The 26609-nt window shown below is 52.9% G+C and carries 23 protein-coding genes, 1 pseudogene and 1 riboswitch; of the genes and pseudogenes, 18 read left to right on the plus strand and 6 right to left on the minus strand.

What is annotated here, in order from left to right:
• Positions 1-26: 26 nt before the first annotated feature.
• Positions 27-2288, minus strand: a complete 2262-nt coding sequence (locus KP814_RS20780) for a TonB-dependent siderophore receptor (RefSeq protein WP_216738572.1) — start codon at positions 2286-2288, stop codon at positions 27-29.
• A gap of 392 nt (positions 2289-2680) precedes the next feature.
• On the opposite strand from KP814_RS20780, the gene KP814_RS20785 reads away from it, so the two are divergent.
• The 6 genes from KP814_RS20785 to KP814_RS20810 all read left to right on the plus strand — a co-directional run bounded on the left by KP814_RS20785 (position 2681) and on the right by KP814_RS20810 (position 9330).
• Positions 2681-3472, plus strand: a complete 792-nt coding sequence (locus tag KP814_RS20785; protein ID WP_216738573.1) for a siderophore ferric iron reductase — start codon at positions 2681-2683, stop codon at positions 3470-3472.
• Positions 3465-4232, plus strand: coding sequence for an ABC transporter ATP-binding protein (locus tag KP814_RS20790; protein ID WP_216738574.1), 768 nt, complete (start codon positions 3465-3467; stop codon positions 4230-4232). Before KP814_RS20785 ends, KP814_RS20790 begins: the two co-directional genes overlap by 8 nt.
• Positions 4233-4290: 58 nt before the next feature.
• Positions 4291-5247: an ABC transporter substrate-binding protein gene (locus KP814_RS20795; RefSeq protein WP_253938525.1), complete on the plus strand. Its 957-nt coding sequence runs from the start codon at positions 4291-4293 to the stop codon at positions 5245-5247.
• A 38-nt stretch (positions 5248-5285) separates the two neighbouring features.
• A complete protein-coding gene (gene fhuB, locus KP814_RS20800; RefSeq protein ID WP_216738575.1) occupies positions 5286-7253 on the plus strand; it encodes a Fe(3+)-hydroxamate ABC transporter permease FhuB in 1968 nt (655 codons plus the stop codon).
• A 74-nt stretch (positions 7254-7327) separates the two neighbouring features.
• The gene (locus KP814_RS20805; protein WP_216738576.1) at positions 7328-8422 is read left to right on the plus strand and encodes a PfkB family carbohydrate kinase; all 1095 of its coding nucleotides are present in this window, start codon (positions 7328-7330) and stop codon (positions 8420-8422) included.
• Positions 8419-9330 carry a pseudouridine-5'-phosphate glycosidase gene (locus KP814_RS20810; RefSeq protein ID WP_216738577.1) on the plus strand — a complete coding sequence of 304 codons (912 nt, stop codon included), beginning with the start codon at positions 8419-8421 and terminating at the stop codon, positions 9328-9330. Before KP814_RS20805 ends, KP814_RS20810 begins: the two co-directional genes overlap by 4 nt.
• A gap of 279 nt (positions 9331-9609) precedes the next feature.
• Here the strand turns inward: KP814_RS20810 and KP814_RS20815 are convergent, their stop codons facing one another.
• A complete protein-coding gene (locus KP814_RS20815; RefSeq protein ID WP_216738578.1) occupies positions 9610-10179 on the minus strand; it encodes a response regulator transcription factor in 570 nt (189 codons plus the stop codon).
• Entirely contained in the window at positions 10121-11461 is a 1341-nt protein-coding gene (locus tag KP814_RS20820) for an ATP-binding protein (RefSeq protein ID WP_216738579.1), read from the minus strand. The genes KP814_RS20815 and KP814_RS20820 overlap by 59 nt, the downstream gene beginning before the upstream one ends.
• A gap of 244 nt (positions 11462-11705) precedes the next feature.
• Here KP814_RS20820 and KP814_RS20825 point away from each other — a divergent pair, with 244 nt between their 5' ends.
• Positions 11706-11981, plus strand: coding sequence for a DUF6127 family protein (locus tag KP814_RS20825; protein ID WP_127973072.1), 276 nt, complete (start codon positions 11706-11708; stop codon positions 11979-11981).
• A 150-nt stretch (positions 11982-12131) separates the two neighbouring features.
• Positions 12132-12278: riboswitch (FMN riboswitch) on the plus strand.
• A gap of 119 nt (positions 12279-12397) precedes the next feature.
• Positions 12398-13060 (plus strand): 3,4-dihydroxy-2-butanone-4-phosphate synthase, encoded by a 663-nt coding sequence (ribB, locus tag KP814_RS20830; protein WP_216738580.1) that lies wholly within the window; start codon positions 12398-12400, stop codon positions 13058-13060.
• 47 nt (positions 13061-13107) lie between these two features.
• Here ribB and KP814_RS20835 read toward each other — a convergent pair whose 3' ends face one another.
• Both KP814_RS20835 and KP814_RS20840 read right to left on the minus strand, forming a co-directional pair.
• Complete coding sequence (locus tag KP814_RS20835; RefSeq protein WP_253938526.1) at positions 13108-13608, minus strand: YbaK/EbsC family protein; 501 nt, start codon at positions 13606-13608, stop codon at positions 13108-13110.
• Complete coding sequence (locus KP814_RS20840) at positions 13595-14035, minus strand: GNAT family N-acetyltransferase (protein ID WP_216738581.1); 441 nt, start codon at positions 14033-14035, stop codon at positions 13595-13597. The genes KP814_RS20835 and KP814_RS20840 overlap by 14 nt, the downstream gene beginning before the upstream one ends.
• Before the next feature lie 313 nt (positions 14036-14348).
• Between KP814_RS20840 and KP814_RS32905 the strand changes: the two genes are divergently transcribed.
• From KP814_RS32905 to KP814_RS20885, 9 genes and pseudogenes are all read left to right on the plus strand, one after another.
• On the plus strand, positions 14349-15875 hold the full coding sequence (locus KP814_RS32905) for a hypothetical protein (RefSeq protein WP_253938527.1): 1527 nt from the start codon (positions 14349-14351) through the stop codon (positions 15873-15875).
• Positions 15876-15947: 72 nt separating this feature from the next.
• Positions 15948-17498 (plus strand): DUF6531 domain-containing protein, encoded by a 1551-nt coding sequence (locus KP814_RS20850; protein ID WP_216738582.1) that lies wholly within the window; start codon positions 15948-15950, stop codon positions 17496-17498.
• A 43-nt stretch (positions 17499-17541) separates the two neighbouring features.
• Positions 17542-20385: a hypothetical protein gene (locus KP814_RS20855; RefSeq protein ID WP_216738583.1), complete on the plus strand. Its 2844-nt coding sequence runs from the start codon at positions 17542-17544 to the stop codon at positions 20383-20385.
• Positions 20386-20397: 12 nt separating this feature from the next.
• Positions 20398-21132, plus strand: a complete 735-nt coding sequence (locus KP814_RS20860) for an RHS repeat domain-containing protein (protein WP_216738584.1) — start codon at positions 20398-20400, stop codon at positions 21130-21132.
• A gap of 5 nt (positions 21133-21137) precedes the next feature.
• The gene (locus KP814_RS20865; RefSeq protein ID WP_216738585.1) at positions 21138-21704 is read left to right on the plus strand and encodes a tetratricopeptide repeat protein; all 567 of its coding nucleotides are present in this window, start codon (positions 21138-21140) and stop codon (positions 21702-21704) included.
• 232 nt (positions 21705-21936) lie between these two features.
• Positions 21937-22650 (plus strand): transposase, encoded by a 714-nt coding sequence (locus KP814_RS20870; RefSeq protein ID WP_216738586.1) that lies wholly within the window; start codon positions 21937-21939, stop codon positions 22648-22650.
• Between the two features lie 360 nt (positions 22651-23010).
• Positions 23011-23325, plus strand: a complete 315-nt coding sequence (locus tag KP814_RS20875) for a DUF4288 domain-containing protein (protein WP_216738587.1) — start codon at positions 23011-23013, stop codon at positions 23323-23325.
• Between the two features lie 336 nt (positions 23326-23661).
• Positions 23662-23814: pseudogene (locus KP814_RS33470) on the plus strand (transposase); the annotation flags it as partial.
• A 1210-nt stretch (positions 23815-25024) separates the two neighbouring features.
• Positions 25025-25465, plus strand: coding sequence for a hypothetical protein (locus tag KP814_RS20885; RefSeq protein WP_216738588.1), 441 nt, complete (start codon positions 25025-25027; stop codon positions 25463-25465).
• Positions 25466-25540: 75 nt separating this feature from the next.
• Here KP814_RS20885 and KP814_RS20890 read toward each other — a convergent pair whose 3' ends face one another.
• Entirely contained in the window at positions 25541-25819 is a 279-nt protein-coding gene (locus KP814_RS20890; RefSeq protein ID WP_127973091.1) for a hypothetical protein, read from the minus strand.
• A gap of 361 nt (positions 25820-26180) precedes the next feature.
• Between KP814_RS20890 and KP814_RS20895 the strand changes: the two genes are divergently transcribed.
• Entirely contained in the window at positions 26181-26579 is a 399-nt protein-coding gene (locus tag KP814_RS20895) for a carboxymuconolactone decarboxylase family protein (protein WP_216738589.1), read from the plus strand.
• Positions 26580-26609: the final 30 nt, after the last annotated feature.

Below are 26609 nucleotides of genomic sequence, written 5' to 3' on the forward strand. Positions count from 1 at the left end.
AACGGCGCCCGGAGACTGTGCAGCGATTAATAAGTCCAGTTAACCGTCAGCTTGGCGCTGCGGGGCGCGCCATAATAACTCTGCGCCCAGTACAGACTGTTCAGGTATTTTTCGTCTGTGATGTTGTCCAGATTCAAGGTAGCGCTCCAGTTATCCGTAAAATCATACTTCGCCATCAGGTTGACCAGCATGTAGTCCTCCTGAGTGGTGCGGATGGATTCGCCCGCATTCGGCCCCGTCGTAGCCACGCCCTGCTCTCTGTAGATGTCGTCCTGCCAGCTCAAACTGGCGCCCACTTTCAAGCGCTCCAGACCGGGAACGCGATAGCTGGACGACAACCGCAGCATACGCCGGGGCACATAAGTTTTGGCGTCCTCGCCGTCTTTGTCTTCGATGGAAACATACGTGAAMCCGCCCGCCACTTCCCAGCCGGGAGACACTTCTCCGGCGATCTCCAACTCATACCCCTGACTGGAAACGCCATCCACGCCTTTGTAGTAATTCGTGCTGGTTCCAGGATAAACGCCCGCCACTTCCGCGACGTTGTCCTGTTTGGTTTTGAAGACAGCGACGGTGGTATTGAGGCGCTCGTTGAACAGCTCGCTCTTCAACCCTGCTTCGATGTTGTCGCCCTTCACCGGAGCGATGCGGTTATGGTCGATGTCGTCTTTGAACTGGGGATCGAATATTTTGGTGTAGCTGACATATACCGAATGATTTTCATGTATATCCGCCACAACGCCGACATAGGGAACCACTTCTCCACTTTGTGTTTCTTTCTTGCTGTCGCCGTAGGTGACGCCGCTGCTCTCCAGGTCCGTCACACGGAAACCGGTGATCAAGGTCAGGCGATCCATTGGCTTAAGCCGGGTGGCGGCGTACAGGCTTCTGCGCTTATCGGTGAATTTGCTGCCAGCGACACCTGCGTTGTATTCCGGGTCGGGATAATCGCCATCCCAATCGTCAATGTCATCGATTTCCGTCCCGATTCCCGCGCCATATTTGGACTCGTCCCACACCTCGGATTTAGACCAGTTCAAACCAATCACCGCTTCGTGTTCACGTCCTCCCAGGGTGAATGGCCCTGTCGCATAAACATCTGCAATCCACTGCTCGTTATCAAAACCGTACAGGCTGGGATACGCGTAAAGATCAGACCCGGACGTATCCGGATTGGGCGTCCCATAGACATAAAACAGCTTGGTATCGGCCTTGACCTGCTGGCGAGTGAGCACGCCTTTGATACGCCAGCCGTTGGCGAAGTCATGGGCCAGCTCGGCAAAAGAGCTGTCGATACGGCCATCCCAGTACGCCCAATCCGTCGCCGTGCTGACGGACGCATCGTAATTCGTAGCCGAACCATCCGTCCGGTACAGCGGCAATGCGCCCCACATTGGGCTGTTTGAGAGCGTATCCTGGCGACTGTGACCCAACGTCAGCGTGGTGCTGTCATTCAGGTCGGCCTCCACCACGCCATAAAAAATGGTCTTTTCCTGCTCATAGCGATCCAGATAGGACTCTTTATCCTGATAGGACACGACCATCCTGCCGCGCACTCGCTCCGACTGCAGCAAAGCGCCGGAAACATCCGCGTCCACACGACGGTTATCCCATGAGCCATAAGAAAGCCCCACGGAAGCCTGAGTGTCCGCCGTCGGCCGCTTGCGCACGAAGTTAACCGTGGCGGAGGGCGTTCCTGTGCCAGTCATGAGTCCATTAGCGCCGCGCAGCACCTCAATGCGATCGTATATCGCAGTATCTATATCGCCGTACAGATTGCCGTATACGAAAGGGACGCCAATGCCGTCGAGCTGAAAGTTGGTGATATCAAAGCCTCTCGCCGTAAAGTAGGTGCGGTCGGTTTCCACCTGCTCCACGGTGACGCCGGGACTGTACGCCAGCACGTCGTTGATATCCGTCAGCGCAAAGTCCTGCAGTTGCGTTCGGGTGATCACCGACACCGACTGCGGCGTCTCCCGCAACGACATGTCCATCCGCGACGCCGTGTTGCTGGCGCGGGTTGTATATGACCCGCTGCCTTCCGTCGGAGCGACGCCGCCCGCCTTAGCGTTTACCATCACCGGCTGCAACACCTGTACGTCATCGCTATCTTCCGCCGCGACGCCTCCTGAGGCCAGCAATCCCAGCGATAACACCGCCACCCAGTACGCCAGTCCGTTGGCGGCATAGGGCGGCGCGTGACGAACGGATCGTCTGGCGCTGCAAGTTTGGGAAGAGATTGGGAATAAACGGGGCGCAAATTTACCGGGACAACGCTGCGTCGCCATACTGCGGGTTCCTCTCAGGTAGCAATTAATCTGGCAGACAAACAGCGTCCTTCTCTTTGTCTGAAATGACAGGACCTGCGTACGCCAAGTGGCCAGGCCTGCTTTCCGCTGCATGTCGCCGCACAGGCGCATCCATACGCCTGACTATCAGCGGTCGATTCATTGTCAGGCTGATAACGAGTGGGAATCTGAGTGGCGTCCAGGCCAATACGGCGATGCAATATTTGATAATCTAAACGCAAATCATTATCATTTGAATTAATTTTCGCGTCAACCTGCAGAGAAACGTCGCCGTAACGCATCGCTCATCCGGCCGCCTAACTCACTCAGGTATCGGCGACATTGAGTAAGCCATCATTCGCAGCCATTAAATCGGACAGCCCAATCACCCCGTGAGACCATCATCCCCCTTGCACCACTGTCAGCCCGGCGCAGCATCCGTTCCGCTGGATGCGCTGCTGCGCGCCGCCGCGCTGGCGCACCCTGCATTGACGGGAGAGATCGGCGTCGACAACACCGGTTTGATTTGCGCAAAGGCGGATAATCAGGAAGTTCTGACGCAATTACACAACTACTGGCGCAATGCCTGCCCGGAAGCAGGCGCTCCTTACTGGGCCGTGCGCAGTTGGACCATGCTGGTGTGGCAACCGACTTTTATTGCGGTTGCAGCAGTGCATATCGTCGGCGCCGCCGCGCCTTTATCCGAGCTGGGACAGAAGTACGCCCAGGGCGTAGTAGCGGGTTTTCGCACCCCGCCCGTGGCCTTGCCCACCACCGCCATCGAACGCTTGATCGAGTTCAGCGGCGCAGAGCTGGCGCAAGTGTGCGAAGGCTTTCTGGAACAGCTAAACCGCATCGCCAAGGTTAAGCCACTGATCGCTAAACGCCTGGTTGCGGACAGTCTGTTATCCGCCCTCTCTCGCCTCAGCCTGCTAAACGCGCCCCCCGACAACGACGAGATCCAACACTGGGCGCAAGCCTGGCTGAAGGCCATGGACCTGGTTGGATACAGCAGCCTGACGCCCATTCCGCTGCATAACGGAAGACTGCAACTGACCCTGGACCGCAAAGCCTGTTGCCTGCACTACCTGCGACAGGACGGCGAGCTATGCGCGTCATGCCCGAAACAAAAACCGGAAGTGCGCGTACAACGACTGACGGAAGAGTGGAACGCCTATGCTTGAGCTTGAAGATATCCGCGTGCGCCGCGATGGGCGTGACATCCTGTCTCTGCCCCACCTGAATCTGGACCCGCGCCGCTTCAACGTTATCCTGGGGCATAACGGGTCTGGAAAATCCACTCTGATCAATTTGCTGGCGCGGCAAATCCAGCCGGATTCCGGCGTCATCAGACTGCAAAACCGCCCGTTGAACGATTACTCACAACGAGATCTGGCGAGGAACATCGCGTTTCTGCCGCAAAATCTGCCGGAAGTCGCCGGCCTTAATGTCAGGGAGCTGATACGTCTGGGCCGCTTTCCCTGGCGTGGGACATTTGGACGCTGGCGTCAGGAAGACACGGCGATTATCGAGGCGGCGATGGCGCAGACAGGTGTGTCGCGCTACGCGGAACACCTGACGGATCGACTGTCTGGAGGCGAACGCCAGCGCGCCTGGATCGCCATGTTATTGGCCCAGCAGGCGCCGTTGTTGATGCTGGACGAACCCACTTCCGCCCTGGACTTATCCCATCAATACGAAGTGATGGGGCTACTGCGCCGTCTCAATCAAGAACACGGACGCGGCGTTGTCGTCATCCTCCATGACGTCAATCTGGCCGCCCGTTTTGCAGACCGCATCGTGGCGCTGAAACAAGGGCGACTGGCGTTCGACGGCGCGCCGGAGTCTCTGTTGTCCGCTTCGCTGTTAGGGGAGTTGTACGGCATTGATATTGACCTCGTCGATCATCCGCGCCAGGACAGCAAAATCGCGGTAGTGGCATGACATTCATGATTTCTTATTGCACATCGATTATCCCTTCGCCTTCCATCCGGGTATGCCCATGACTTTATTTTCCAACCTGATTCGCCCTTCCCGTCGCCCGCTTACTGGCAGCCGCGCTTTCATTGCTCTCGCCTCTATCCTGGCGCTGACGATCAGCGTCTGCGCCCAGGCGATCACCATCAGCGACAATCGCGGCGAGCATGAATTCGCGCAAACGCCACAGCGGGTTATCGCGCTGAACTGGTCTATGGCGGAAAATCTGGTGGAACTGGGCGTCACGCCGATCGGCGTCGCCGATATCAAGGGCTATCAGGAGTGGGTGGTGCGCCCCCAACTGGCGGATTCCATCACTGACGTAGGCACGCGCTCCGAACCTAACCTGGAGCGTATTGCGGCCCTGCAACCGGATGTGATTCTGCTTTCCAGCATGCAGGAAGGCATGGTGGAAAAACTGGAGCAAGTGGCGCCAGTGCTGTTTTTCGACTCTTTCCGCGCCGACCACGATAACTTCGATGTCTCCCGGCAGATCTTCCTGCAACTGGCTCGCCTGTTCGAGAAAGAAACCACGGCGAAGCAAAAACTGGACGCGATGGACGCCCGCTTTGGCGAACTGCAAGCGCAATTGAAGGCGCACTATCACGGCAACTTGCCCAAAGTGGCGGCAGTGCGCTTCACCACGCCCTCGGTCCTGCGCATCTTCGGCGACAACTCCATGGCGCAAGCCGCCATGGCCAAACTGGGACTGCAACCCGCCCTGCCACAGTCGGCGAACCAATGGGGCATTACGCAGAAAAAGGTGACAGACCTGGGGCGGATCAAAGACGGCGTGGTGATTTACATCGAGCCTTTCGAACAGGCGGACGACCTGTTCTCCACACCATTGTGGCGGGCAATGCCCTTCGTTCGCGGCGAACGCTTCGCCGCCGCCCGCTCCACCTGGACTTACGGCGGACCGCTGTCGGTGCAATATCTGGCGGAATCCATCACCGACGCCTTATTAACGCTAACGCCGTGATCAAACTGGATCAGCTCATCGCTACAGGTTGAAGTCGTATGCGCCGCTATCTGGTCACCCTGGCGTTATTGCCGGCTCTGCTGTTCGCCTACCTGCAACTTAGCTCTCCGCCGCCGCTCAGCGTGCAGTGGACGTTGCTCAGCGGCGGCGCAGCCATAGAGTTCGAAGACTTTCAGTTCTTTTACGCCACCCTGCCCCGGGCCGTTCTGGCCTTGCTGGTTGGCGGCGCTATGGGACTGGTCGGCAGTTTGTTGCAGCAAATCACCCAGAATCGCCTGCTCTCTCCTATGACCCTGGGCGCCGCGTCAGGAGCCTGGCTGGCGCTGGTCTGCGCCAGCGTCTGGGCGCCCGCCCTGATGGCGAATTATGGAGCCTGGATCGCCATGGCGGGCGCCAGCCTTTCCGTCACGCTGGTGTTATTGATCGCCGGCAGCGGTGGCTTGGCTGGTTTGCCTGTCGTGCTGGCGGGCATGGCCGTTAATATTCTGTTGGGCGCAGCGGCTTCCGCCATCGTGCTGCTCAACGATCAGTATGCGCGCAACCTGTTCATCTGGGGCGCGGGCGATCTGACGCAAACAGACTGGAACTGGGTGGTCTGGCTCGCGCCCAAACTAAGCATCGCCCTGCTGATTCTGCTCTTCGCGCACCGCCCCCTGACCTTGCTGCGCCTCGGAGAGGCCGGCGCACGAGGACGCGGCATGGGCGTTTTCGCCACACTGGCGTTACTGCTTCCCGCCGCGCTTTGGCTGGTGGCGTGTTCTATCACTGCCGTAGGAGTTATCAGTTTTATTGGCCTGCTAACGCCCAATCTTGCTCGCGCACTGGGAGCGCGCCGCGCCGGCGATGAGTTGGCGTACAGCCTGCTGCTGGGCGGACTGTTATTGCTGGCGACTGACGCCATCGCCGTGTTGGCCAGCCAGTGGACAACCGATCTGGTTCCCAGCGGCGCCGCGGCGGCGTTAATCGGCGCGCCTGGATTAATCTGGTTCACCCGCCGCAAGTTAACCGCCGCCGATCACAGCTCTCTACAACTGCCCGCCGGCGTGATGAAACTATCCAAAACCGCTCTGATCATGCTGGCGCTGGCCGTGCCTGCAACAGCGGCGATAGCGTTGTTGTGGTCTCCAGAAGGGGCCGGTTCCGTCAGTTGGCGCTTTGGCTGGCCGTCCGACCTGGTTTTCTCCCTGCGCTGGCCGCGTATTGTCACCGCGGCGGCGGCGGGAGGCGGCATGGCCCTGACGGGCGTCATTCTTCAGCGATTGATTCGCAATCCCCTGGCGAGCCCGGATATTCTGGGCATGTCCGCCGGCGCATCGCTGACATTAGTGCTTTCCGTGTTGGCGTTTGGAGGCTCGATCTATCAAGCCGGCCCTTTGATCGCTTTCGCCGGCAGCCTGGGCGTACTTTTGCTGCTATTGCTGCTGGGACGCCGCCATCACTACGCCCCCGGCGTCATGGTGCTGACCGGCATCTCCCTGGCGGCGTTGATCGACGCCCTCGTGCGTTTCGCCCTGGCCAAGGGCAGCGACAGCGCCTATTCGATTCTGGGCTGGATGGCTGGCTCCACTTACCAAACCACCGACGGTAAAGCCTGGCTTCTGCTGACCGGAGTTATCGTCCTCGCCACGTTATGCGCGCTTTGCTCCCGCTGGCTGACATTGATCTCCGCCGGAGACCAGATCGCACTGGCCCGTGGTCTGAATGTCAAACGCGCCCGTCTGGCGTTGCTGTTTCTGGCTTCCCTCGCCTGCGCGCTGGTCACTGCGGTGATGGGCCCCGTCGCCTTCGTAGGCCTGCTTGCGCCACACATGGCCGCCATGCTCGGCGCCCGCAAAGCGCCGCAGCAACTGCTTCTCGCCATTCTGTTGGGAGCGCTGCTGATGATTCTCTCCGATTGGCTGGGACGCACGCTTTTATACCCGGCGCAAATGCCCGCTGGCGCAATCGCGTCTTTGCTTGGCGGCGGTTACTTCATTTACCTGCTGACGCGTCGACGCGCAGCGTAAAACGATTTTTGCTTGCCTGTTAGCGAAATACCGGTAGACTAACAAACAAATGTTAGACATACGGACATTTGTTTGTGATAACCGAACGCGAACAGGAGATCCTGGATTTAATCCGCCAGGACCCGCTCATCTCTCAACAGGCCCTGGCCGACCGTCTGGGCGTCAGTCGCTCCGCCGTGGCGGGTCATATTATGAACCTCTCCAACAAGGGCGCGATTCGCGGTAAGGGCTATATCCTCGCGGACAATCCTTACGTGGTGGTGATTGGCGGCGCCAACATGGATATTCTCGGGCAGCCCAGCGACAAACTGCTGCCCCGCGACTCCAATCCGGGGCATGTCAGCTGCTCTCCCGGCGGCGTCGCCCGCAACATTGCGGAAAACCTGGCGCGCCTCGGCGTAGACGTGCGCTTGATCGCCCCCCTGGGCAAGGACGTATACGGACAGACGCTGCTGGAGCAAGGGCTGCAATGCGGCATCGACATGCGCCATTGCCTGCAACTGGACGACGCCGTCACCTCCACCTATCTGTCAGTGCTGGACGCCTGCGGCGACATGTCCGTCGCCATCAATGACATGCAGATTCTGGATCGTCTCAGCGTCGAATACCTGCGCAGCCATGCCGACATGATCCGCCGCGCCAGTCTGTTGATTGTCGACGCCAACCTGTCCGCCGGGGTATTGGAGTACCTGCTCAGCCAGTTCCCTGATCTGCCGATATTCGCCGACCCGGTATCTGGCCCCAAGTCGGACAAGTTACGCGGGCTGCTCGACGCCATCCACACATTCAAGCCCAATCTGGCGGAAGCGAAGCGCCTGTCCGGGCTGGACGCTCAGGATGACGGACAGCTATCCCAGCTGGCCTCCTGGTTTCATCAGAAAGGCGTGCAGCGTGTTTGCATCAGCCTCGGCGCTCAGGGCGTTTACGTCAGCGAAGCCGGCCGTCACCAACTATATCCGCCGCCGCCAATCCAGCCGGTCAACGCCAATGGCGCCGGCGATGCGTTTCTCGCCGGCCTCGCTTATGGCTGGCTGGCGCAATGGCCCACGCCCAAATCCGTTAACTTCGCCATCGCCGCCTCGGCGGTGGCCATGTCGCACCAGGCGACCATCAATCCGAATATGTCCCTGGCGACAGTGAACCGTTTACTAGAGGAAACTTTTTTATGAATACTTATCTGGACGTATCTCCCGAAGTACAAGCCGCTCTGGCGGCCGGCAAACCGGTCGTGGCGCTGGAGTCCACTATCATTTCCCATGGCATGCCCTGGCCGCAAAACGCGGAAACCGCGTTGCAGGTAGAGCAGATCGTGCGCGACAACGGCGCGGTTCCCGCCACTATCGCCATCATCAAAGGCCGTCTGAAAGTCGGTTTGAGCAAGGAAGAGATCGAATACCTGGGTCAGGCCGGTTTGAGCGTCACCAAAGCCAGCCGCCGCGACATTCCCTTTATCGTCGCCCGTGGCGGCGACGGCGCCACCACTGTCGCCTCAACAATGATTCTGGCGGCCATGGCGGGAGTCAAAGTCTTCGCCACCGGCGGTATCGGCGGCGTGCATCGCGGCGCCCAGGAAACCTTTGATATCTCCGCCGACCTGCAGGAACTGGCGCACACCGACGTGGCGGTCATCTGCGCCGGCGCCAAATCGATTCTCGACCTGGGCCTGACCCGGGAATATCTGGAAACTCATGGCGTGCCACTGGTGGGCTATCAGACTTCCACCCTGCCTGCGTTCTACACCCGCGACAGCGATTTCGATGTGGATTATCAATTGGATACGCCAGAGCAGATCGCTTCGGCGCTGCAAGCAAAATGGGCAATGGGTCTGCGCGGCGGCGTGGTGATCGCCAACCCGATCCCGGAAGCCTACGCCATGGACCGCGCCAAGATTGACCAGGCCATCAACGCCGCGTTGACGGAAATGGAAGAGAATGGCGTCAGCGGTAAAGACTCCACGCCGTTCCTGCTGGCGAAAGTGGCGGAAATTACCGGCGGCGACAGCCTGAAAGCCAATATCCAGCTGGTGTTCAATAACGCAGCCCTGGCGGCGCGCATCGCTGCGTCCTACTACGCTTAAATTCTTTGTCTACGGAGTGGTTTGACGGCATTCGCCAAACCACTCCGTGCGATCATTTTCAGCCTGCCGATCTAAGCCATTCTGGGTGCGACAATTTGCCGTCTTCCCGACAGCGGCCGACTCCTTCTAAACTTCCTCTCACAGCAAGGTACAGAGCGTTCGGCGCAAACTCCCCTTTGCGCAGTTCCGAACGCATTCCTTCCCAGGGTCGTCGTTTGTCCGGCTTCACGGCGGGCATTCAGCGTCCCGAAACTCTGCGGAAACTTTATCGCCCGGCCATCAACGCCGGGCGGGTTTTTTTTGTAGTTTCCGCTGCAAAGTACGGCGATGCATGTTCAGCGCTCTCGCCGTCGCCGAGATATTGCCTTCATTCTCCTGCAACACCCGTTGAATATGCTCCCACTCCAGACGCCGCACGGACAGGGTCGCATCCGTATCCACTTCAGATTCAACCGGCGCTTCTTCGCGGGGCTCGCCAAAAGCCGCCAGCAGCTCCGTCGCCGTCACCGGTTTACAGAGATAATTCAAGGCGCCGCGTTTGATCGCCTCCACCGCAGTGGCGATGCTGGAGTAGCCCGTCAACATCACGACCTGTAATTGCGGCTGGCGTTGCAGCATCTCGCTGAGCAGTTGCAATCCGCTGTCCCCCGCCAGATTCAGATCCAGCACCGCCCGACTAGGACTACTGTCTTCCAAATGAGCCAGCGCCTCGTCGCCGCAACTGGCGGTGATCACAGACTCGCCACGCCGACTTAGAGAGCGGGCGAGAGTTTGCAGAAAAACTTGATTGTCATCGATTAGTAGCAGCGGCGTATTCACCGTTTGGATTTCCTTGTGAAAGGGTCGCATTCTCCCCGTCGCAGCGCGCGCCCTGGGGCATCGGCAACAGGATTTCCGTAATAGTTCCATCAGCGACGTCGAGCAGACTCAAACTGCCGCCCAGGCGTTCAATGGTGGAGTGGGACAAAAACAGCCCCAAGCCATTGCCGCCTTCACGCATTGAAACAAATGATTTGCCCAGATTCTGCCTTACCAGCGACGGCAGTCCCGGTCCTTTGTCATGGATGCGCAACAACAGTTCGCCGTTGCTTAAACGCGCTTCCATTACCGGGTCCTCCGCGCTGGCTTTAGCGGCGTTATCGAGCAGATTCAGAATCGCCATATCGAGCATTTCTTCCGAACGCACTTCCGCCTGCGGATTTTCAATGCTCGCCAAACGCAATGACCCCGCCGGATGCAGCAGGGAGAATTCCTCACGCAAACGCTGCACGAAGCCTTCCAACGATTCACTGCGCACCACGCCAGTACGAATGTCCTCCGCCTGACGCATCATCGACGACAGGGTCTGCTTACACAAATCGATCTGCGTCGCCATGGAGCGCAAGTCGTCCTGCGCCTGGACATCCGCCACATCATGACGCAGATCGTCCACCAACAGCGCCAGGGTTCCCAGCGGCGCGCCAAGTTTATGAGCCGCTCCCGCGGCGAAAATAGCCGTCGCCACCAGCCGCTCGTCGCGCAGCATCTGTTCCCGTTGCGCGGCAATCTGCTCACGTTGCCGCCGGATAGCCAGAGTCAGCGGCGCCACGACAATCAGCAGCAAGGCGACGGACAACAAAAACGTCAGCCACATCCCCGCCAGATGCAAGCGCATGAAGTTCTGCAAACCGTCCGGGCGGCTACTGGTCAGCGCGACGAAATCCTGCGTCAGCGCAAAATAGATGCTCACGCAGACTGTCGCCAGAATCAGACTGGACTGCCATCCCAACAGCGCAGCGCCCATGGCCACCGGCATAAGTAGTAATGAAATGAATGGGTTTGTATGTCCGCCGGTGTCGTGGAGAAACCAGCCCAGCAACAAAGTGGACGCCAACAGCACCGCCAAATAGCGCCCGGTGGTCAACTCCCTTATCCGTATGGAAGCCAGACAGGTCAACGCGGTAATCGCCAATTGCGCCGGCATGACCGCCCAAGGCAAACGCGACGGCAGCTCCAACCGCCAATGGCCGCTGAACAACGCCAGCAACGCCACCAGGGAGATGGACTGCATAACCAGGTAATAAGCCAGATAACGCAAGCTGTCCCGCTGCAAGGGCGTCGCCAGCCAAGCGAAATATTTTGTAGTGTTCATAACGATCAAACCCCAGAGTTGAGGGCATCATACCACTTGCCAAGCCATCCGCGCCCCATGTGACATTTTGCCGCACTCCGCCTAAATTCACCTCCGTCATTCGCTCCTGCGTTTTTTGGTCGTTTCGATCGATAAGCTACAACATAGCCCTCTCTAAGAAGGGTGCGCGAAGAACGCAAACGAAGAAGGAATTTCGATCATCAATGCAAGTCATCGATACGCCAATACACCTCAGGAGGAGAACATGGACACCTCAAAAGCCCAACTCATGGTGAGCCTCGCCCGGGACGAACTGGATGCGCTGCTGGACTGCGCTGCGGAGAAAGGAGCCCGACGGGCGCTGCTCGATTTAGGTCTGACAGGAGAAGACGCTTTTTCCGATATCCGTGAACTACGAGCGCTGCTGCAAGCGCTGCGACACGCCAAGCAGACCGCCTGGCATACGCTGATCCGGCTCGGCACTACCGGCCTGATTCTAACGCTGATGGGAGGGCTGGCGGTGAAGTTTCAACTGCTGTAGCCCGCCAGCGTTGCAGTAAAGACGTCCCCTAACCGCTAACGGTGCGGGCGACCCATGTCGTTCAGGCCGCCCGCCTCTCAGATTGAACATTGTGAACCCGCTTCCGCTGGGGTATCCTGCCTCCGCTTTTTTAAAGCGCACATTTAATCAACTTATTCTCAGGGCAGGGTGAAATTCCCTACCGGCGGTATGTCCCCAGTGGACGAGCCCGCGAGCGCCTGCTGTCGTTCAGCAGGGTCAGCAGATCCGGTGAGAAGCCGGAGCCGACGGTTACAGTCCGGATGGGAGAGAATAAGGCCAATGTCGCAGCGGGACCGCGGAATTCGCCACGGCCTGTTGCGGTCGTACGCCTGTTGACCGGTGTAAGTCGGTCGTATTCCCACAGCCCTGATTCTGGTAACTCAAATGGAGATCCCATGAATCAGCCACACACTTCTTTATTAACGCCATTCGGCGATGCGATCACCCGGGTGGAAAAAGCCCTGGAAGCCATTCGCAATGGCCAGGGCGTCCTGCTGGTGGACGATGAAGACCGCGAAAACGAAGGCGATCTGATTTACGCCGCAGAAACATTGACCGAGCAGCAAATGGCGCTGTTGATCCGCGAGTGCAGCGGCATTGTTTGCCTATGCCTCACTGACGACGTTATCCGTCGCCTGCAGTTGCCGATGATGGTATCGGAGAACTCCAGTAAAAACGGCACCGCGTTTACGGTCACCATTGAAGCCCGCGAAGGCGTCAGCACCGGCGTCTCCGCCGCGGACCGGGTCACCACCATCCGCACCGCTATTGCTGACGACGCCAAACCGGAAGATCTCGCCCGCCCGGGTCACGTTTTCCCCTTGCGCGCGCAACCCGGCGGCGTGCTATCCCGTCGAGGACATACAGAAGGCACAGTTGACCTGATGCGTCTGGCGGGATTGAAGCCCACCGGCGTGCTCTGTGAACTGACCAATCCCGATGGCACGATGGCGCGACTGCCGGAAATCGTCGCATTCGCAGAGAAACACGCCATGCCGGTCTTAACCATTGAAGATTTGGTGAAATATCGGACAGAGACGATGGATCAAGCGGTTTAATTACCCGACGCCGCGAATCTGTCTCAGACGGAGCCGAACGGCTCCGTCTACTCCATCTCCCGCTCAGCCAGATACACCACTGGATTATCACAGCAATCCAGCACCTTGCGTACATCCTCAATACTGATCTCCACCGTCTTCTCAGGCGGCCCGGGAGAAAACACCAGCCTTTCACTGGCGAATATGCACTCATCAATCACCAGCGTGATATCAGCAGGATGCCCAAAAGGACAGGCGCACATCGGCTCACACCCGGTCATTTCCTTTAACTCCTCATCACTGCAAAAAGACGCTTTACCGCCTAGCGCATTCTTTAACTGCTTCCAATCCAAACGCTGATGCTGCAGCGTCACCAACATGCAAAAGCGCCCGTCCTTCAATTTCATGAACAGACTTTTGCTTTCCGCGCCGGTGAAGCCAAAACGCCTGGCCACCTCTTCCGCCTTTTCATAGGTGAACACAGGCTCGTGAGTTTCCTCGCGGTAATTCACATTGGCCTTCTGCAACAAAGCCATCGTATCCCGATATAAGTCGTCAAGCGTTCTCATTGTTTGATTGAATCAATTCTTTGGTAAGGAAATGCTTTGCCTGATTGTGCTTGGGGTAGGACTCCAATGTAAATTGCAGCGTGTATCCTTTCTTCTCATAAAAAGGCAACGCCTGAAAGCTGAACGTATCCAGGACGGCATAACGACAACCACGGTTAATCGCCTCCGCCTCAGCACGGGCTAACAATTCACCGCCAATCCCCTTACCTCGCAACGATTCGGACACCCATAAATATTTAACCTTAAGCCAATTCCCAAGCGTCTCTCCAACCACCCCCGCCAACTTGGCGCCCTGATCATCAGAATAAAAAACCGCCAAATCCTTCATATCCCGCATATCCATATAGTTCAGATTGTAAGCAATCAAACCATTATGAATAACGTCAATATCTTCTTGTGTGGGGGAATCCGTTAATACGAAGTTCATGTTTTTCCTTTTAAATAAAATGATGTCGTTTCGATCCTTATCCTCAGAATCGGCGATAAAAAACCACTGCCCTGAGAGATAATACTTTTGGCATATGGAGAGACCATTAAATTTTCGTTATGATTTTCAGCTATCTCAATTTATTTATACTTTTTAGTCAAAGCATAAGGACTATAGCTGTTATCAATGATATGCATGGAGGCAAATACACATCTCATCCCTGCCACTTTTCTCACTCTTAAATCTTTACGGCTTTCTGTGATCCCAGTTAAAGCGTCTGAGCCTATACAAATTCGAATATAAGGAGCTTAGTTTGAAACACTTTTTGAAAGGCAACTCTCGTAATGGTTCTGCGCTATCTCTACTGGGCCTGCTTATAATTTATTCTCATGCCGCAAAAGCAGGAGAAAGTGTCACGATTCCTGGTAAATTTCTTAACTATGAGGCTGCCAAACAAGCTGTCTGGCAAGCGCCCAAAGACTCATCAGATGGCGGTGGCATTTGCTGTAGCCACCACGAGACAGGCTTTAGAAAAGCATGGAAAAGCGGCAAGCTTGACGGTGTAAGTATCGAATACTATGCCTCTTTTTATTACCCCGAAAAGGAGTCCTGCCCCGCAGGAACTGAACAGTATTCAAATGGTTCTTGCTTACCCATCCCATCAACTGCGCCTCCTGAAGCATGTTCTGTAGGGAACCCTATTGCCGTATCAACAGGTATAAAGCGCCAAGTCGAAACAGATTATCAAGATAGCAAGTCCGGGCTATTAAGCTTCGTTCGCACCTACTCAAGTGACACAGGCAAATGGAGAGATAATTTATCCCGCAGTACGACAGACAAAAAAGTACTTCGCACTGACGGATCTGTCCTTGTTCGGCCCTGGATAAAATCTAATCTAAGCGATGGCACATCCACTTATTATTTAGCCACAGGAAATGCAAAAAAAATTGAATACATTTCCATCAAGCCTTCGACTGGCGGCATTACACCAACCACCACAAAAAACACCTCCGGCATTACATTAGATGAAAATGGAGTGCGCTATACCTATAACAGTGATGGAAAGTTAACTCGTGCAGAGAGGTTGGCTACGGGAGCATACGCCGAATACTCCTATGAGGATACGAATACTATCGTCACGGATAACTTGGGGCGAACACTTCGCATGAGTAAAGATGCGAGTGGAAATGTGACTCAGATGATTACACCTGCCGGTGTGACGTTTAATTATACGTATATTGATGGAAATCTAACCCGCCTTGATAATTCCGCGGATATATCAAAACAATACCATTACGAAGACTCCCGCTTTCCCCATGCCCTAACAGGCATTACCGATGAAAAAGGCGTTCGCTTCGCCACCTGGAAATACGATGACCAGGGTCGCGCAGTTCTTTCAGAGCATGCTGATGGCGCAGAGAGGGTTACTCTCAGCTTCAATTCCGATGGCTCAACCACCGTCACTAACGAGCTGGGCAAGCAAACCACTTACCACTTTACTCATTTATATGGAACGAATAAGCCAACGTCAGTGGAAGGACATGCGTCAGAGAATTGCATCGCAGCAAACTCCTCTTACACCTACGACCAATATGGTTATAAAGACCTGGTTACCGACTGGAAAGGGAACATAACCGATTTCGATTACAGCCCCACAGGTCTGGAGATAAAGAGAGTCGAGGCAAAAGGCACATCAGATGAACGCATTACTGTAACTGAGTGGAACCCGACGTTAAGACAGCCGATTAAAATCACCGAGCCGGATCGCATTACTGAATTCGTCTATGACGATAATGGAAAACTAAAATCCAAGTCTATTTTACCAGTTGAAATTCAATAGTTATCACATCTTAAAAATCGTGTACGAGTAGAATCTAATAGGCTATTTAGTAAAGGAGTTAAGTCACACATCATGCTAACTAAATCAATTGTTATTATATCTTCGCTATTGCTAGCACTGCCCACTTTAGCTCAGGAGTATTATTGGATTGGAGGTCCATATGGGGACTCATCCAATAGCCCAATGTCCATCTGTAATACTTACAATGCGTCGGCAATAATAGGTTCAGGCGTCACTACTACTCGCCTTACTAATCATGCTGTTGGCGAACTTGCTTGTCAGGGGTTTATGGGCAATGCCTCACACCCAGCTATAAAGGATAAGTATATTTTCGCTTTTTTCGTAAGAAGGGTTGGTGATGACTGTCCATCAAACAAAAAATTTGAAGCAGATACCCAAGCCTGTACCAGTCGCTCTCCATACCCCGCCAAGCAGTGCACCAAAGGCAACCCAATAATTGTTTCCAGTGGGGAAAAAGTTCAAACAGAAGTTGACTTTCAAAATGCTTTTGGCCCCGGAAGCCACTATGTCAGAACTTACAAGAGCAAAGTAGAGGCGCCTCAAGCCCATGGGAGTTGGAGTCTGCCTTTTTCACGCAAAATTGCGATGATTGAAGTACCTGTCGCCGATAACTACGTAAGACTTATTCGTGTCGTGAGAGATGATGGCGCCGAGTATCATTTCCGAAGAGACAATGCGACTGGACAATACAGCACTTACACAGACACCCTCATGTCACTAGAAGGCTTTGTTGATGAGAAAGACAAACCTACGGGCTATAAACTCCACTTAGGCAATGAAGTTGAAGAGTATGATCGGTTTGGCCGACTGTTATCCGTTTCAGGTCCATACGGTACAAACTATGAAGTGCAATACGGCACATTCACAACTATCACTTCCAAGCATGGCCAGACTTTAACTTTGAAATACAAGTCTGACCGTCTGACGGTAGAAAGTATTACTCACTCGGATGGAAGAAAAGTTTCCTATACCTATAACGCAAAAGGTCTGGTGGAGACTGCTAGCTTCTATCAGGAGCCTAACTACGACGTCCCTCTACATACTAAGACCTATCACTACGAAAAAACTGGCTTCCCTACCCTCTTAACCGGCATCACCGACGAGTCGGGCGTCAGGTATGTCACTTGGGATTATGATGAGCAAGGCAGGGGCATTTTAAGCGAGCATGCCGGTAGCAATGATCGGTATCAGTTTGCCTATCCCGATGCCCTTACTACAGAGGTTATCAACCCTCTTGGCAAAGTCACGACTTATGAGTTCGAAAACTTCAATGGCTATGAACGCATCAAGGCGGTTAAGGGTGCGGAGTCCGACAATTGTCTGGCGTCCAATCGTAGCTATAGCTACAACGACCAAGGGCTACTTTCTGGAAAAGTCGACGCTAACGGCGTCGCAACCAGCTACGACTACAACGAACGCGGCCTGGAAGTAAAACGCATTGAAGCCAAAGGGACCCCGGAAGAGCGTGTGACGCTCACCGAGTGGCATCCAACATTGCGTCTTCCCACCAAGATCACCGAGCCGGATCGCATCACCGAATTCACCTACGACGATGACGGCAAACTGAAGAGTAAATCCATCCAGCCTGTGGCCGCCAATTAAGCGCACAGGGATGTTACGTTTTTGATTAAGGGTTAATACACACATGATGTTAGCAAAGAAAACCGCTTTGGCGGCGGCTATCGCCGGCGTACTCATGAGCGCCAACAGCTGGGCCGATCGCTCCTGGAGTTACACCTACAACAGCCAGAATCTAATGGAGACCCAGGACGGTCCCCGCACGGACGTCAATGACGTCACCACTTACGGCTATCATGCCGACGGCAACCTGCACACCATCACCAATGCGCTGTCTCAGGTCACCACGTTGGAGAACTACAACGGAGCGGGTCTGGCGCAGAAGATTATCGACGCCAACGGCGTCGTGACCCTGTTGGAATACAACTGGCGCGGCCAGCCGGTTAAGCGCACCGTAAAAAGCAGCCAGGGCGACGCCATCACCGTCTTCGTTTATGACAAGGTCGGGCTGCTGGAGCAGATCACTCTGGCGGATGGCACCTTCCTGCATTACGAATACGATCCCGCACGTCGTCTGCGTAGCGTCACCAACCGCGCCGGCGACAAGATCGTCTATGAAGTCGATCCCATGGGCAACCGCACCAAAGTGGAGATCAAAGACGGCGCCGAAAACCTGTTCAACGTGCAGCGGCAGGTGTTCGACGAGCTGGGCCAGTTGATACGAAGCATCACCGCCGCCAATCATGATACCCGTTACGGTTACGACAAAAATTCCAACATGACGTCCGTCACCGACGCCAACAACCAGCAGACCGTACAGGGCTTTGACGCGCTGAACCGGCTGATCAAGGTGACTGACGCCAAACTGGGCATCACCCAGTATGAGTACGACGCTCAGGACCATCTCATTGCGGTTACCGATCCGCGCAACCTGAAGACGACCTACAAGTACGATTACGCTGGCAACATGTACGAGCAGAACAGTCCGGACACTGGCCAGACTGTCTTTACCCATGATGACGCCGGCAATGCGCTGACCCGCACCGACGCACGCGGCGTGGTGACTGAATACAGCTATGACGCATTGAATCGGGTGACGCAGATTCGCTACCCCGCGAATCCCGCCGAGAACATTTCCTACAGCTATGACGACACCGCCAATGGCGCCAAAGGCATCGGCCGCCTGACCCGCATCAGCGATCAGTCTGGAACCATTAGCTTCCATTACGACGACCGCGGCAACCTAGTGAAGGAAACCCGCGCAATAGAGGGCCAGACCTACGTCACTCTGTATGCCTATGACTTGGCCAACAAGTTGAAGGACATCACCTACCCCAGTGGTCGCATCGTGCGTTATCACTACAATGAAGAAGGTCAAACAGATCGCGTCGTGACGCTGGCCAATAGCGGTGCAGCAGAACAGATCGTGGTGGAGAACGTCAGTTACCTGCCCTTCGGCCCCATGCAGAGCCTTACCTACGGCAACGGCCTGACGCGCACCATGAGCTACGATCAGGACTACCAATTGACCGGTATCGACAGCAGCGTCATGCGTCGCAGCTATGGGTACGATCCGCTGGGCAATATCGCCAGCATCACGGATCAGATCGACAGCGCGCAAAGCCAGAGTTTCGGCTATGACGCCCTGTCGCGCCTGGAAACCGCGGACGGCGGATACGGCGATATGCGTTACGACTACGACGCAGTGGGCAACCGTACTGCGCGCACCCGCACGCAAAACGGTAAGACCCTGTCAGAGAGCTATGAGTACGCCAGCGACAGCAACCGCCTGACCCGTGTCGACATCAATGACGACGGCGCCGTCAGTGAACGCACGTTCGCCTACACCGACAATGGCAATATCCGTCAGGATCAGAACAATGCCCGCAATCTGGAGCTGATCTACAACCAGCAGAACCGTTTAGAAGAAGTGAAGAAAGGCGGCGAGCAACTGGCCATGTATGTACACAACGCCCTCGGCCAGCGCGTCATCAAAGTCGCGACTGACCCTGCGGCCAACGTGCATTTCCACTACAGCCAAAGCGGTCAATTGCTGGCCGAGACCAAGCCGAGCGGCGAAGTCATTCGGGAAATGATTTACCTCAACGGCGTTCCTGTGGCCATGCTGGCGGAAGGCGGTGGCGGCGCAACAACGCCCGTGTCCGACATCATCGTCGACAACCATGACAGCGGCGTCACCACTGTCGGAACCTGGAGCGCATCCAGCTTCTCCAGCGTCCGTCATGGCGCAGACTATCAATACGCGCCAGCGGGCAGCGGCGGGAAATCCTTCACCTGGAAACTCCCCGTCAGCAAAGCTGGCGTCTACAAAGTCTACGCTTACTGGAACGGCGGCTCCTCCCGCGCCAGCAACGCCACTTACAGCCTGCAGACCAGCGCCGGCGCGCAAAGCATCACCGCCAATCAGCAACAAGGCGGCGGCTGGGGCTTACTGGGCTCCTACTCACTAAACAGCGCCTCAGCCATCACGCTGAACGATAACGCTAACGGTTTTGTGATTGCAGACGCCATCAAGCTGGAATGGGTCGGAGCGACTGCAACACCAGACCCCGCTCCCATTACGGTAGACAATAACGACGCCACAGCGACGCAGACAGGCGGCTGGAGTATTTCCACCTTCTCTTCCAACCGTTTTGGCGATAACTACCATTACGCTCCCGCCGGGACTGGAAGCAAAGTATTCACCTGGAGCCTCGCCATCGAGCGGGCAGGCAATTACCGCGTTTACGCCTACTGGAACGGCGGTTCAACCAGAGGCAGTAACGTGAAGTACGACATTCAGACCCAATCAGGAACGCAAAGCGTGCACGTGAACCAACAACAGGGCGGCGGCTCCTGGAGCCAGATCGGCGTATTCCCCCTGGACGCCAACGCGAAAGTCTCCGTCTCTGACAACGCCAACGGCTACGTCATTGCAGACGCCATCAAAGTGGAATGGGCCGGCGAGTAAGGAGTAACAGACATGAAAAGCCTAAACCAATTAACAACGATTTTATTCAGCGCCCTATTCTCACTGACCACCCTGCTCAGCGCACAAGCGCACGCGGAAGCCGATCTGTACTTTATCCACTCAGACCACCTGGGCACGCCTCAGGCGATGACCGACAGTGATCAAAATGTGGTTTGGAAAACCCTGCAGACTCCGTTTGGAGAGACTGTGAAGGAGACAGGGACTGCCGTTCAGCCCCTGCGTTTTCCGGGGCAGTATGCTGATCCAGAGTCGGAATTCAATTATAACTATTTTAGAGACTACGACCCTAAGATTGGCCGTTACCTACAATCAGATCCAATAGGGTTAGCAGGAGGAATTAATACATATGCATACGTTGAACAAAATCCTCTTCTTTATTTGGACCCTGAAGGCCTTTCAAGGAAGAAGGGGCTTGCTGAAGCATTTTTATGTGCAGTGCTTTTCATATGCGGCGACGGCGATCCCCATACACCGGATAAAGCAAGTGGACGGAGAGATCCAACTCCAACAGAGCAGGCCGAGCACGAAAGAAAGAAAAGACAAACAAAAACGCCAAGAAAACGAAAACCGAAAGGAGACGGGGAACTTCCTAGCCTATCACCATATGATTTCCCTGTTTGGGCTGCTTGCGTGAATGGTCAAGCTCCTTGTGATATTTGTAAGCTTTGGGGATATACTAATCCTTATTGCGAGAGTCCCTATAACCCATACAAATGTGAAAAATAATTTACATGAATAATGCTAGAGCACTTGAAGAAGCTAACAATCTTTATCGAAAGAAAAGGTTTAGTGAAGCAGCTTTGTGTTATAGAAGCCTAGCATCCAGTGGACATTATGGAAGCGCGCGTAGGCTAGGGTGGATGTATTTGCTCGGTGAAGGATTAGATGTCAATTATAGCGAAGCATTGAAGTGGCTAAATTATGCAGCCGAACAGGGTGATGATGAGGCCATGTTTGCTATAGGATGGCTCTATCTATCAATGGGCAATGAAAACTGGCACGAAGCCTATAAATGGTTTGAGAAAGCGGCAGAGAAAGAGTTTCCTGCCGCAATATATCGGCTAGCTTGGATTCATATGCATTGCGATGGCTATTCAAAGGCCTCAATTGAAGGCTTGTTGATAAAGTCATCATCACTAGGTTGTTTGCGCGCAAGGAGAGACTTAGGAGTCTGGCGACTAAAAAATAAAAAGGGGTTAACAGAAAAAATACGAGGAGTCTGGGATATAGTTAGCACATTTATCGCAGTGTTCTACGCCACATATAAAAATAACAATGATCCTAGACTATTGTTTTAGCGATAAATTTCGTAAAGCCCCCTCATCGGGGGCCGTCAGATTTGAAATCAATCAATAGGGTCAGTAAAACCAAGGGGCTACCTGCGCGCCCCTTTCCATCCATCATGTTTCACTTATTCTATTTATTCAAATTTGCATGAGAATTCTTAATAATCAATAGGGTCAGAGTCATTGATCCTTACATGCTTAAGAGTTAACCTACCAACCTCAATTTCAGAAACGGATTATTCTGATGGCTCGTTTACCTCGCCTTTATTTCCCGGGCTGTGCTCATCACATCATTCAGCGGGGAAACAATCGTGAACCCTGCTTTTACGATGAGGCGGACTACAAGGCTTATCTCTCTTCTCTAAAGGATGCGGCAGACAAATATCAGGTCGACATCCATGCTTTTGTCTTGATGACCAACCATGTTCATATGCTTGTCACCCCGGTAAACGACCAGGGAATAGGTCGAATGATGCAGGCGCAAGGACGCAAGTATGTTCAGTACTTTAACTACACCCATAGCCGCACCGGCACTCTGTGGGAAGGACGTTACAAGTCCACCTTAGTTGATTCTGAGACATACCTGTTAACAGTTTATCGCTATATTGAGCTAAACCCTGTCAGAGCGGAGATGGTGGAGCATGCTTCTGAGTATCCATGGTCAAGCTATCGGCACAATGCCCTTGGAAGAATGATTCAGTTGATCAGGCCGCATTCGATTTACCAGCAACTGGGTAAAACGGCGGAAGAACGCCAGAAGCATTACCGACTATTATTTCGTGGTCGGATGCCAGAACAAGATTTATCTGCGATCCGGGAAGCGACTAACAAGGCTTGGGTGTTGGGAAATGATCGTTTTAAGGCTGAGATAGAAGCTAAAACTGGAAGACGGGCAAAGCCATTGGGACGAGGAGGAGATAGGAAGTCTGAGAAGTTTCACGTGATGAAAGATCAATGACTCTGACCCTATTGATATGAAACATGAGTATAGAAAGTATAGTTTGGTTAGCTGCACCAATTATTTTATTCTCTGCGTGCGGCTTTTTTATGCCTAGGTTAATTAACAGACAGCGATTCAGCTTTGTTTTTATTGGAGTAATTTTAGGCTTTACCGGATTGTTAATGGGGCCCCGATGCCTATGCATGAAATTAGAGGAAAAAATATATGGAGCGTTAGTTTATTCTATTAGCCTTTCCCTAATAATTATATTAGCTTTATATTTCCTTCTAATTTTCAGGAAGAAAGGGGATAAAAAATGACAGCTGGAATACGAGCAAAGCCATTTATCAGCATACATTTAATCGAAGTGATATTTTTATGAATTGGTATGCAGTTAGAAACCTATATCATTTTGGAGTAAAAAAGTCAGGCGCCAACGTATTCGAAGAAAGAATCGTTTGCATTCATGCAAAAGACTTTGAAGAAGCTCATGAAAAAGGAAAAGAAGAGTCTGAAGCCTATGCATTAGAAAATGAATTTGAAGCACACAATGAACAGCATGCGTACAAACAAGATGGAAAAAAATTAATTGATGGATATGAGTTATGGTCAGAGTTATACGAATCGAACCTGAGTTTAGATGAGTTCTACAAAGAGCACTATTTAAAGTACATGTATGCGCCAGATGAGTAGAAACGTCCTACACGAGACTGTAATTTAATTTGTGTATCTGCCTGTCACTAGTACCCTATAGCAGGGTTAAGGATAGGTAGACAATGAACCAGAAAGAATTAGGGAACCTCTGAATAACCCCAAGAATCAGTCATAATACGGCAGCCCAACTCAGCAGGAACACTTTTCATGGAACAGATGACTTTTTCCGAAGCCGAATACCAGAATAAAAAAGCGTAAGACCCGCCAAGAAATCTTTCTGGACCAGATGGATAAGCCGATTCCCCGGGAATGGTTAGAGAAGGTCGCCCGTCATTATCCTAGGGGTGAGAATGGTCGGCCGCCGTATCCGTCATCCGGGCCGAAGTGGAGTATCCATGCCGCAACATCAAGCAAGTGTTTGGTTATGACAAAGTCCGCTATCGAGGCCTGGCGAAGAACAGAAATCGATTATATCAATTGGCGGCCTTCAGCAATCTTCTTATAGTGTGGAAAGAGCTGCGGACATAGAACGAAAGTTGTTGAAAAAAGCCAGATGTGGTTGGGTCAAACATACAATGTTGATGGATATTGGGATAACCATAGGTTATCCAGAGTTTCCCTAGCAAATGAAAACAGTATTAATTTTTTGCTTGTTGCTCTCGATAAGTCTGGAAGCACACTCTTTTGAATCGGATATGCCGTCTAGTATTCATCTAGATTCTAACGATCTATATAAGCTAAGCATTCAAGATTTTTTGGAATTACTATTATCTAGGCCAGATGGACACATTTTCATTAAAGGCGCCACGATAGGTTGGCCAGACATCAAGAGTGTTAAATACTTAAAAAATTTATTAGGCAACAAGGCATCCTGTATGAGTGTATCCTCTTACTCTTCTTCAAGTCTTGGTAGCAGACCATCAGACATTGATAGAGAAGTAAGGTTTCTTCTACTTGGAATAAAGGAAAAGTCGTACCCTCCACGGCTAAACTCATTTAATGTAACACAGAAAGAATATGAAGAAATAGAAAGCTGGATAAAAACATTATCTAAGTAACTTGTAGCAGCAACTATTATCCAATATTGTTAAAAGACATCGCTCTGCCAGCCTGTGTAGTAATGGGGCAGAGTCCAGGAAAATCGCACTATGTATCTGCAAAGAAGCCAAGCCCGATAGAACGGCATTGTCGAGGAAACAACATGCATCGGGATTTTATTTTTCGTCACCACAATCCTCATGACTTGCATCTCACTTACTTTCAGCTCCTAGTATACGGAAGCTATATACTGTGCGTTATAGTGAGTTCAAACTTAGCTTATCACTGCTCAATTGGAAATATATATGAGAAAGTGTCCTTCATGCTTAAAACAGTCAATTTCAAGCTATAAAATCGCCATCTCTGCAGTTATCCCAGGGTACTCAGTGCATTGCGCCAACTGTTATACGCTAGTAACCCCCTCCATTATGAGAAGAGGGATAATCTTCTGGTATATTGACCACATATTATCCAGCATCGTTATATTAGCATTAGCGCTTTACAGCTTAGTAAGCTTCGACAGCATATGGATTGCGTTGCTAGGCTTTAGTATCTTTTTAGTCATCAAAGGTGTTATCTACTCAAGAACGAAGCTAGTAGTTTTAATAGAGTGAGCTAAAACTTTTCTCAACAGCGAGATTCTTGACTCACTCCGCATTCATTCCAGATCGCCCAAACAGCTAATAGAGGCAACAACACAATGAAAACCACCAGCGATGGTATAGATATTTACGAATGGGAAACCATTGTGGAATTAGCCAGTGAAATCGCCAACATGACAGCAATTGACGTGGATGCTTCATTGATAGAAAGGAAGCTTCTTTTAGAACTTGATAAACTAGAAGAAAAATATGGCCCGCTACCGTCTATACTCAGCACGAAGGCGGAATACATAGATGAATTCAGGCTAAAGCTTACATTACTTAAAGAAGCATACATAAACTCTTGCGAAATAAGTGACCTGAATAACAGAGCATTCATAAGCAGCACCATTGCAGAGTTATACATCGATAATTGTAACGATATTGTCCGCTCAAAATACTGGCTAGAGAAATTCAGGAAGGATTTAGAGCGCTATCCGGAAGATGAGTATTTAAATGGGCTTTACCAAGAGCTTTCAGCGAAGTATCGCGATCTTTGATAGCGCGGCGCAGCTAACAAATCGATCACAACTTTATAGCCACTGCCGCACGAGTTAGCGCATTAAGCACCCACCTCAAACAACCCCACTCTCCCCCTCAAAACTCATCTCCACGAAGTTGCGTACGGTGACGCCTTCTGGTAGTTCCGGCACTCTAAGGGTGTCCAGGTCCCAGACTTTTTCTCCGTCGATGGTGACTTTCAGGCTGCTGCCGCACCAGGCGTAAATGGTGTAGGTGTCGTCTTTGATCCGCACTTCGAATTGGCCTGCCGTTTCGCTGTCGGCAGTGAATAAGGCGGTTTTTCCCGGGGGGACTTCCACTTCAAGAGCCCAGGGCTCTATCCATATGGTCATTGATTTGCCTGTGGGATTCAGGATTCGCTTTTCGTCTGTGTATATCATCGGGCGCTGTCAGGATTTCGTCTGAAAACGAGCCGCAATAATACATCATTTTTCGTATTTTGGGACACCCGCTACATTACAGACGGTTTTTTCTCTTTGATTCAATAGGTTGAAGTCAAATAAAGCAGTACTCCCGCCCTCTTCGCTTCTGCCGCAATGTTATAAACGGTCACTCTGTAGGCGCCAAAAAATCTAAAGGCAACCTTTTGAAAAAATGACGTTTTTTCAGCGCGAGCCACCGCCCGGGAAAAACCGGTTACCCCTGGTGTTATACTGATTTGACTTCCCTAACGGGGGAGCAAGGGGGTGTCACATGACAATTCAAGAAACCTATCGAGAAATCGAGCAAACCTTGGGACTGGTTCCGGAATGGATAAGACAGATGCCCGAAGGCGGTGTGAACGGCTTTTGGACAATGGCCCGGGATTTCTGGCTGTCGGAAACCAAAGTCCCCAATAAATACAAAGAGCTGATTGGTCTTGCGGTGTCCGGCGCGACCCGCTGTAAATACTGCGCCTTATTCCATACCGAAGCCGCCCGGCTTTTTGGAGCCACTGACGATGAGATCGCCGAAGCCAGCCTGATGGGCGCGCTTTCCATGATGGGCAGCACCTTTATCAACGCCCAGCAAATTGACTACGACACATTCAAACAGGAAACGCTTGATATTGTCCGCCATGTTAAAAGCCAGCAAACCTCTCAAGCGGCATGAAACGTTAAAGGACCCTACGTTATTGCGATT

Source organism: Hahella sp. HN01 (genome assembly GCF_018986435.1).
Taxonomy (GTDB): Bacteria; Pseudomonadota; Gammaproteobacteria; order Pseudomonadales; family Oleiphilaceae; genus Hahella.

Coding starts and splice junctions, on each gene's coding strand:
- KP814_RS20840 (WP_216738581.1), bottom strand. CDS start 14,035: ATGAACTTCGTATTAACGGATTCCCCCACACAAGAAGATATTGACGTT.
- ribB (WP_216738580.1), top strand. CDS start 12,398: ATGAATCAGCCACACACTTCTTTATTAACGCCATTCGGCGATGCGATC.
- KP814_RS20895 (WP_216738589.1), top strand. CDS start 26,181: ATGACAATTCAAGAAACCTATCGAGAAATCGAGCAAACCTTGGGACTG.
- KP814_RS20860 (WP_216738584.1), top strand. CDS start 20,398: ATGAAAAGCCTAAACCAATTAACAACGATTTTATTCAGCGCCCTATTC.
- KP814_RS20825 (WP_127973072.1), top strand. CDS start 11,706: ATGGACACCTCAAAAGCCCAACTCATGGTGAGCCTCGCCCGGGACGAA.
- KP814_RS20810 (WP_216738577.1), top strand. CDS start 8,419: ATGAATACTTATCTGGACGTATCTCCCGAAGTACAAGCCGCTCTGGCG.
- KP814_RS20855 (WP_216738583.1), top strand. CDS start 17,542: ATGATGTTAGCAAAGAAAACCGCTTTGGCGGCGGCTATCGCCGGCGTA.
- KP814_RS20885 (WP_216738588.1), top strand. CDS start 25,025: ATGAAAACCACCAGCGATGGTATAGATATTTACGAATGGGAAACCATT.
- KP814_RS20870 (WP_216738586.1), top strand. CDS start 21,937: ATGGCTCGTTTACCTCGCCTTTATTTCCCGGGCTGTGCTCATCACATC.
- KP814_RS20790 (WP_216738574.1), top strand. CDS start 3,465: ATGCTTGAGCTTGAAGATATCCGCGTGCGCCGCGATGGGCGTGACATC.
- KP814_RS20875 (WP_216738587.1), top strand. CDS start 23,011: ATGAATTGGTATGCAGTTAGAAACCTATATCATTTTGGAGTAAAAAAG.
- KP814_RS20865 (WP_216738585.1), top strand. CDS start 21,138: ATGAATAATGCTAGAGCACTTGAAGAAGCTAACAATCTTTATCGAAAG.
- KP814_RS20835 (WP_253938526.1), bottom strand. CDS start 13,608: ATGAGAACGCTTGACGACTTATATCGGGATACGATGGCTTTGTTGCAG.
- KP814_RS20850 (WP_216738582.1), top strand. CDS start 15,948: ATGCTAACTAAATCAATTGTTATTATATCTTCGCTATTGCTAGCACTG.
- KP814_RS20795 (WP_253938525.1), top strand. CDS start 4,291: ATGACTTTATTTTCCAACCTGATTCGCCCTTCCCGTCGCCCGCTTACT.
- KP814_RS20890 (WP_127973091.1), bottom strand. CDS start 25,819: ATGACCATATGGATAGAGCCCTGGGCTCTTGAAGTGGAAGTCCCCCCG.
- KP814_RS20820 (WP_216738579.1), bottom strand. CDS start 11,461: ATGAACACTACAAAATATTTCGCTTGGCTGGCGACGCCCTTGCAGCGG.
- KP814_RS20815 (WP_216738578.1), bottom strand. CDS start 10,179: ATGCGACCCTTTCACAAGGAAATCCAAACGGTGAATACGCCGCTGCTA.
- fhuB (WP_216738575.1), top strand. CDS start 5,286: ATGCGCCGCTATCTGGTCACCCTGGCGTTATTGCCGGCTCTGCTGTTC.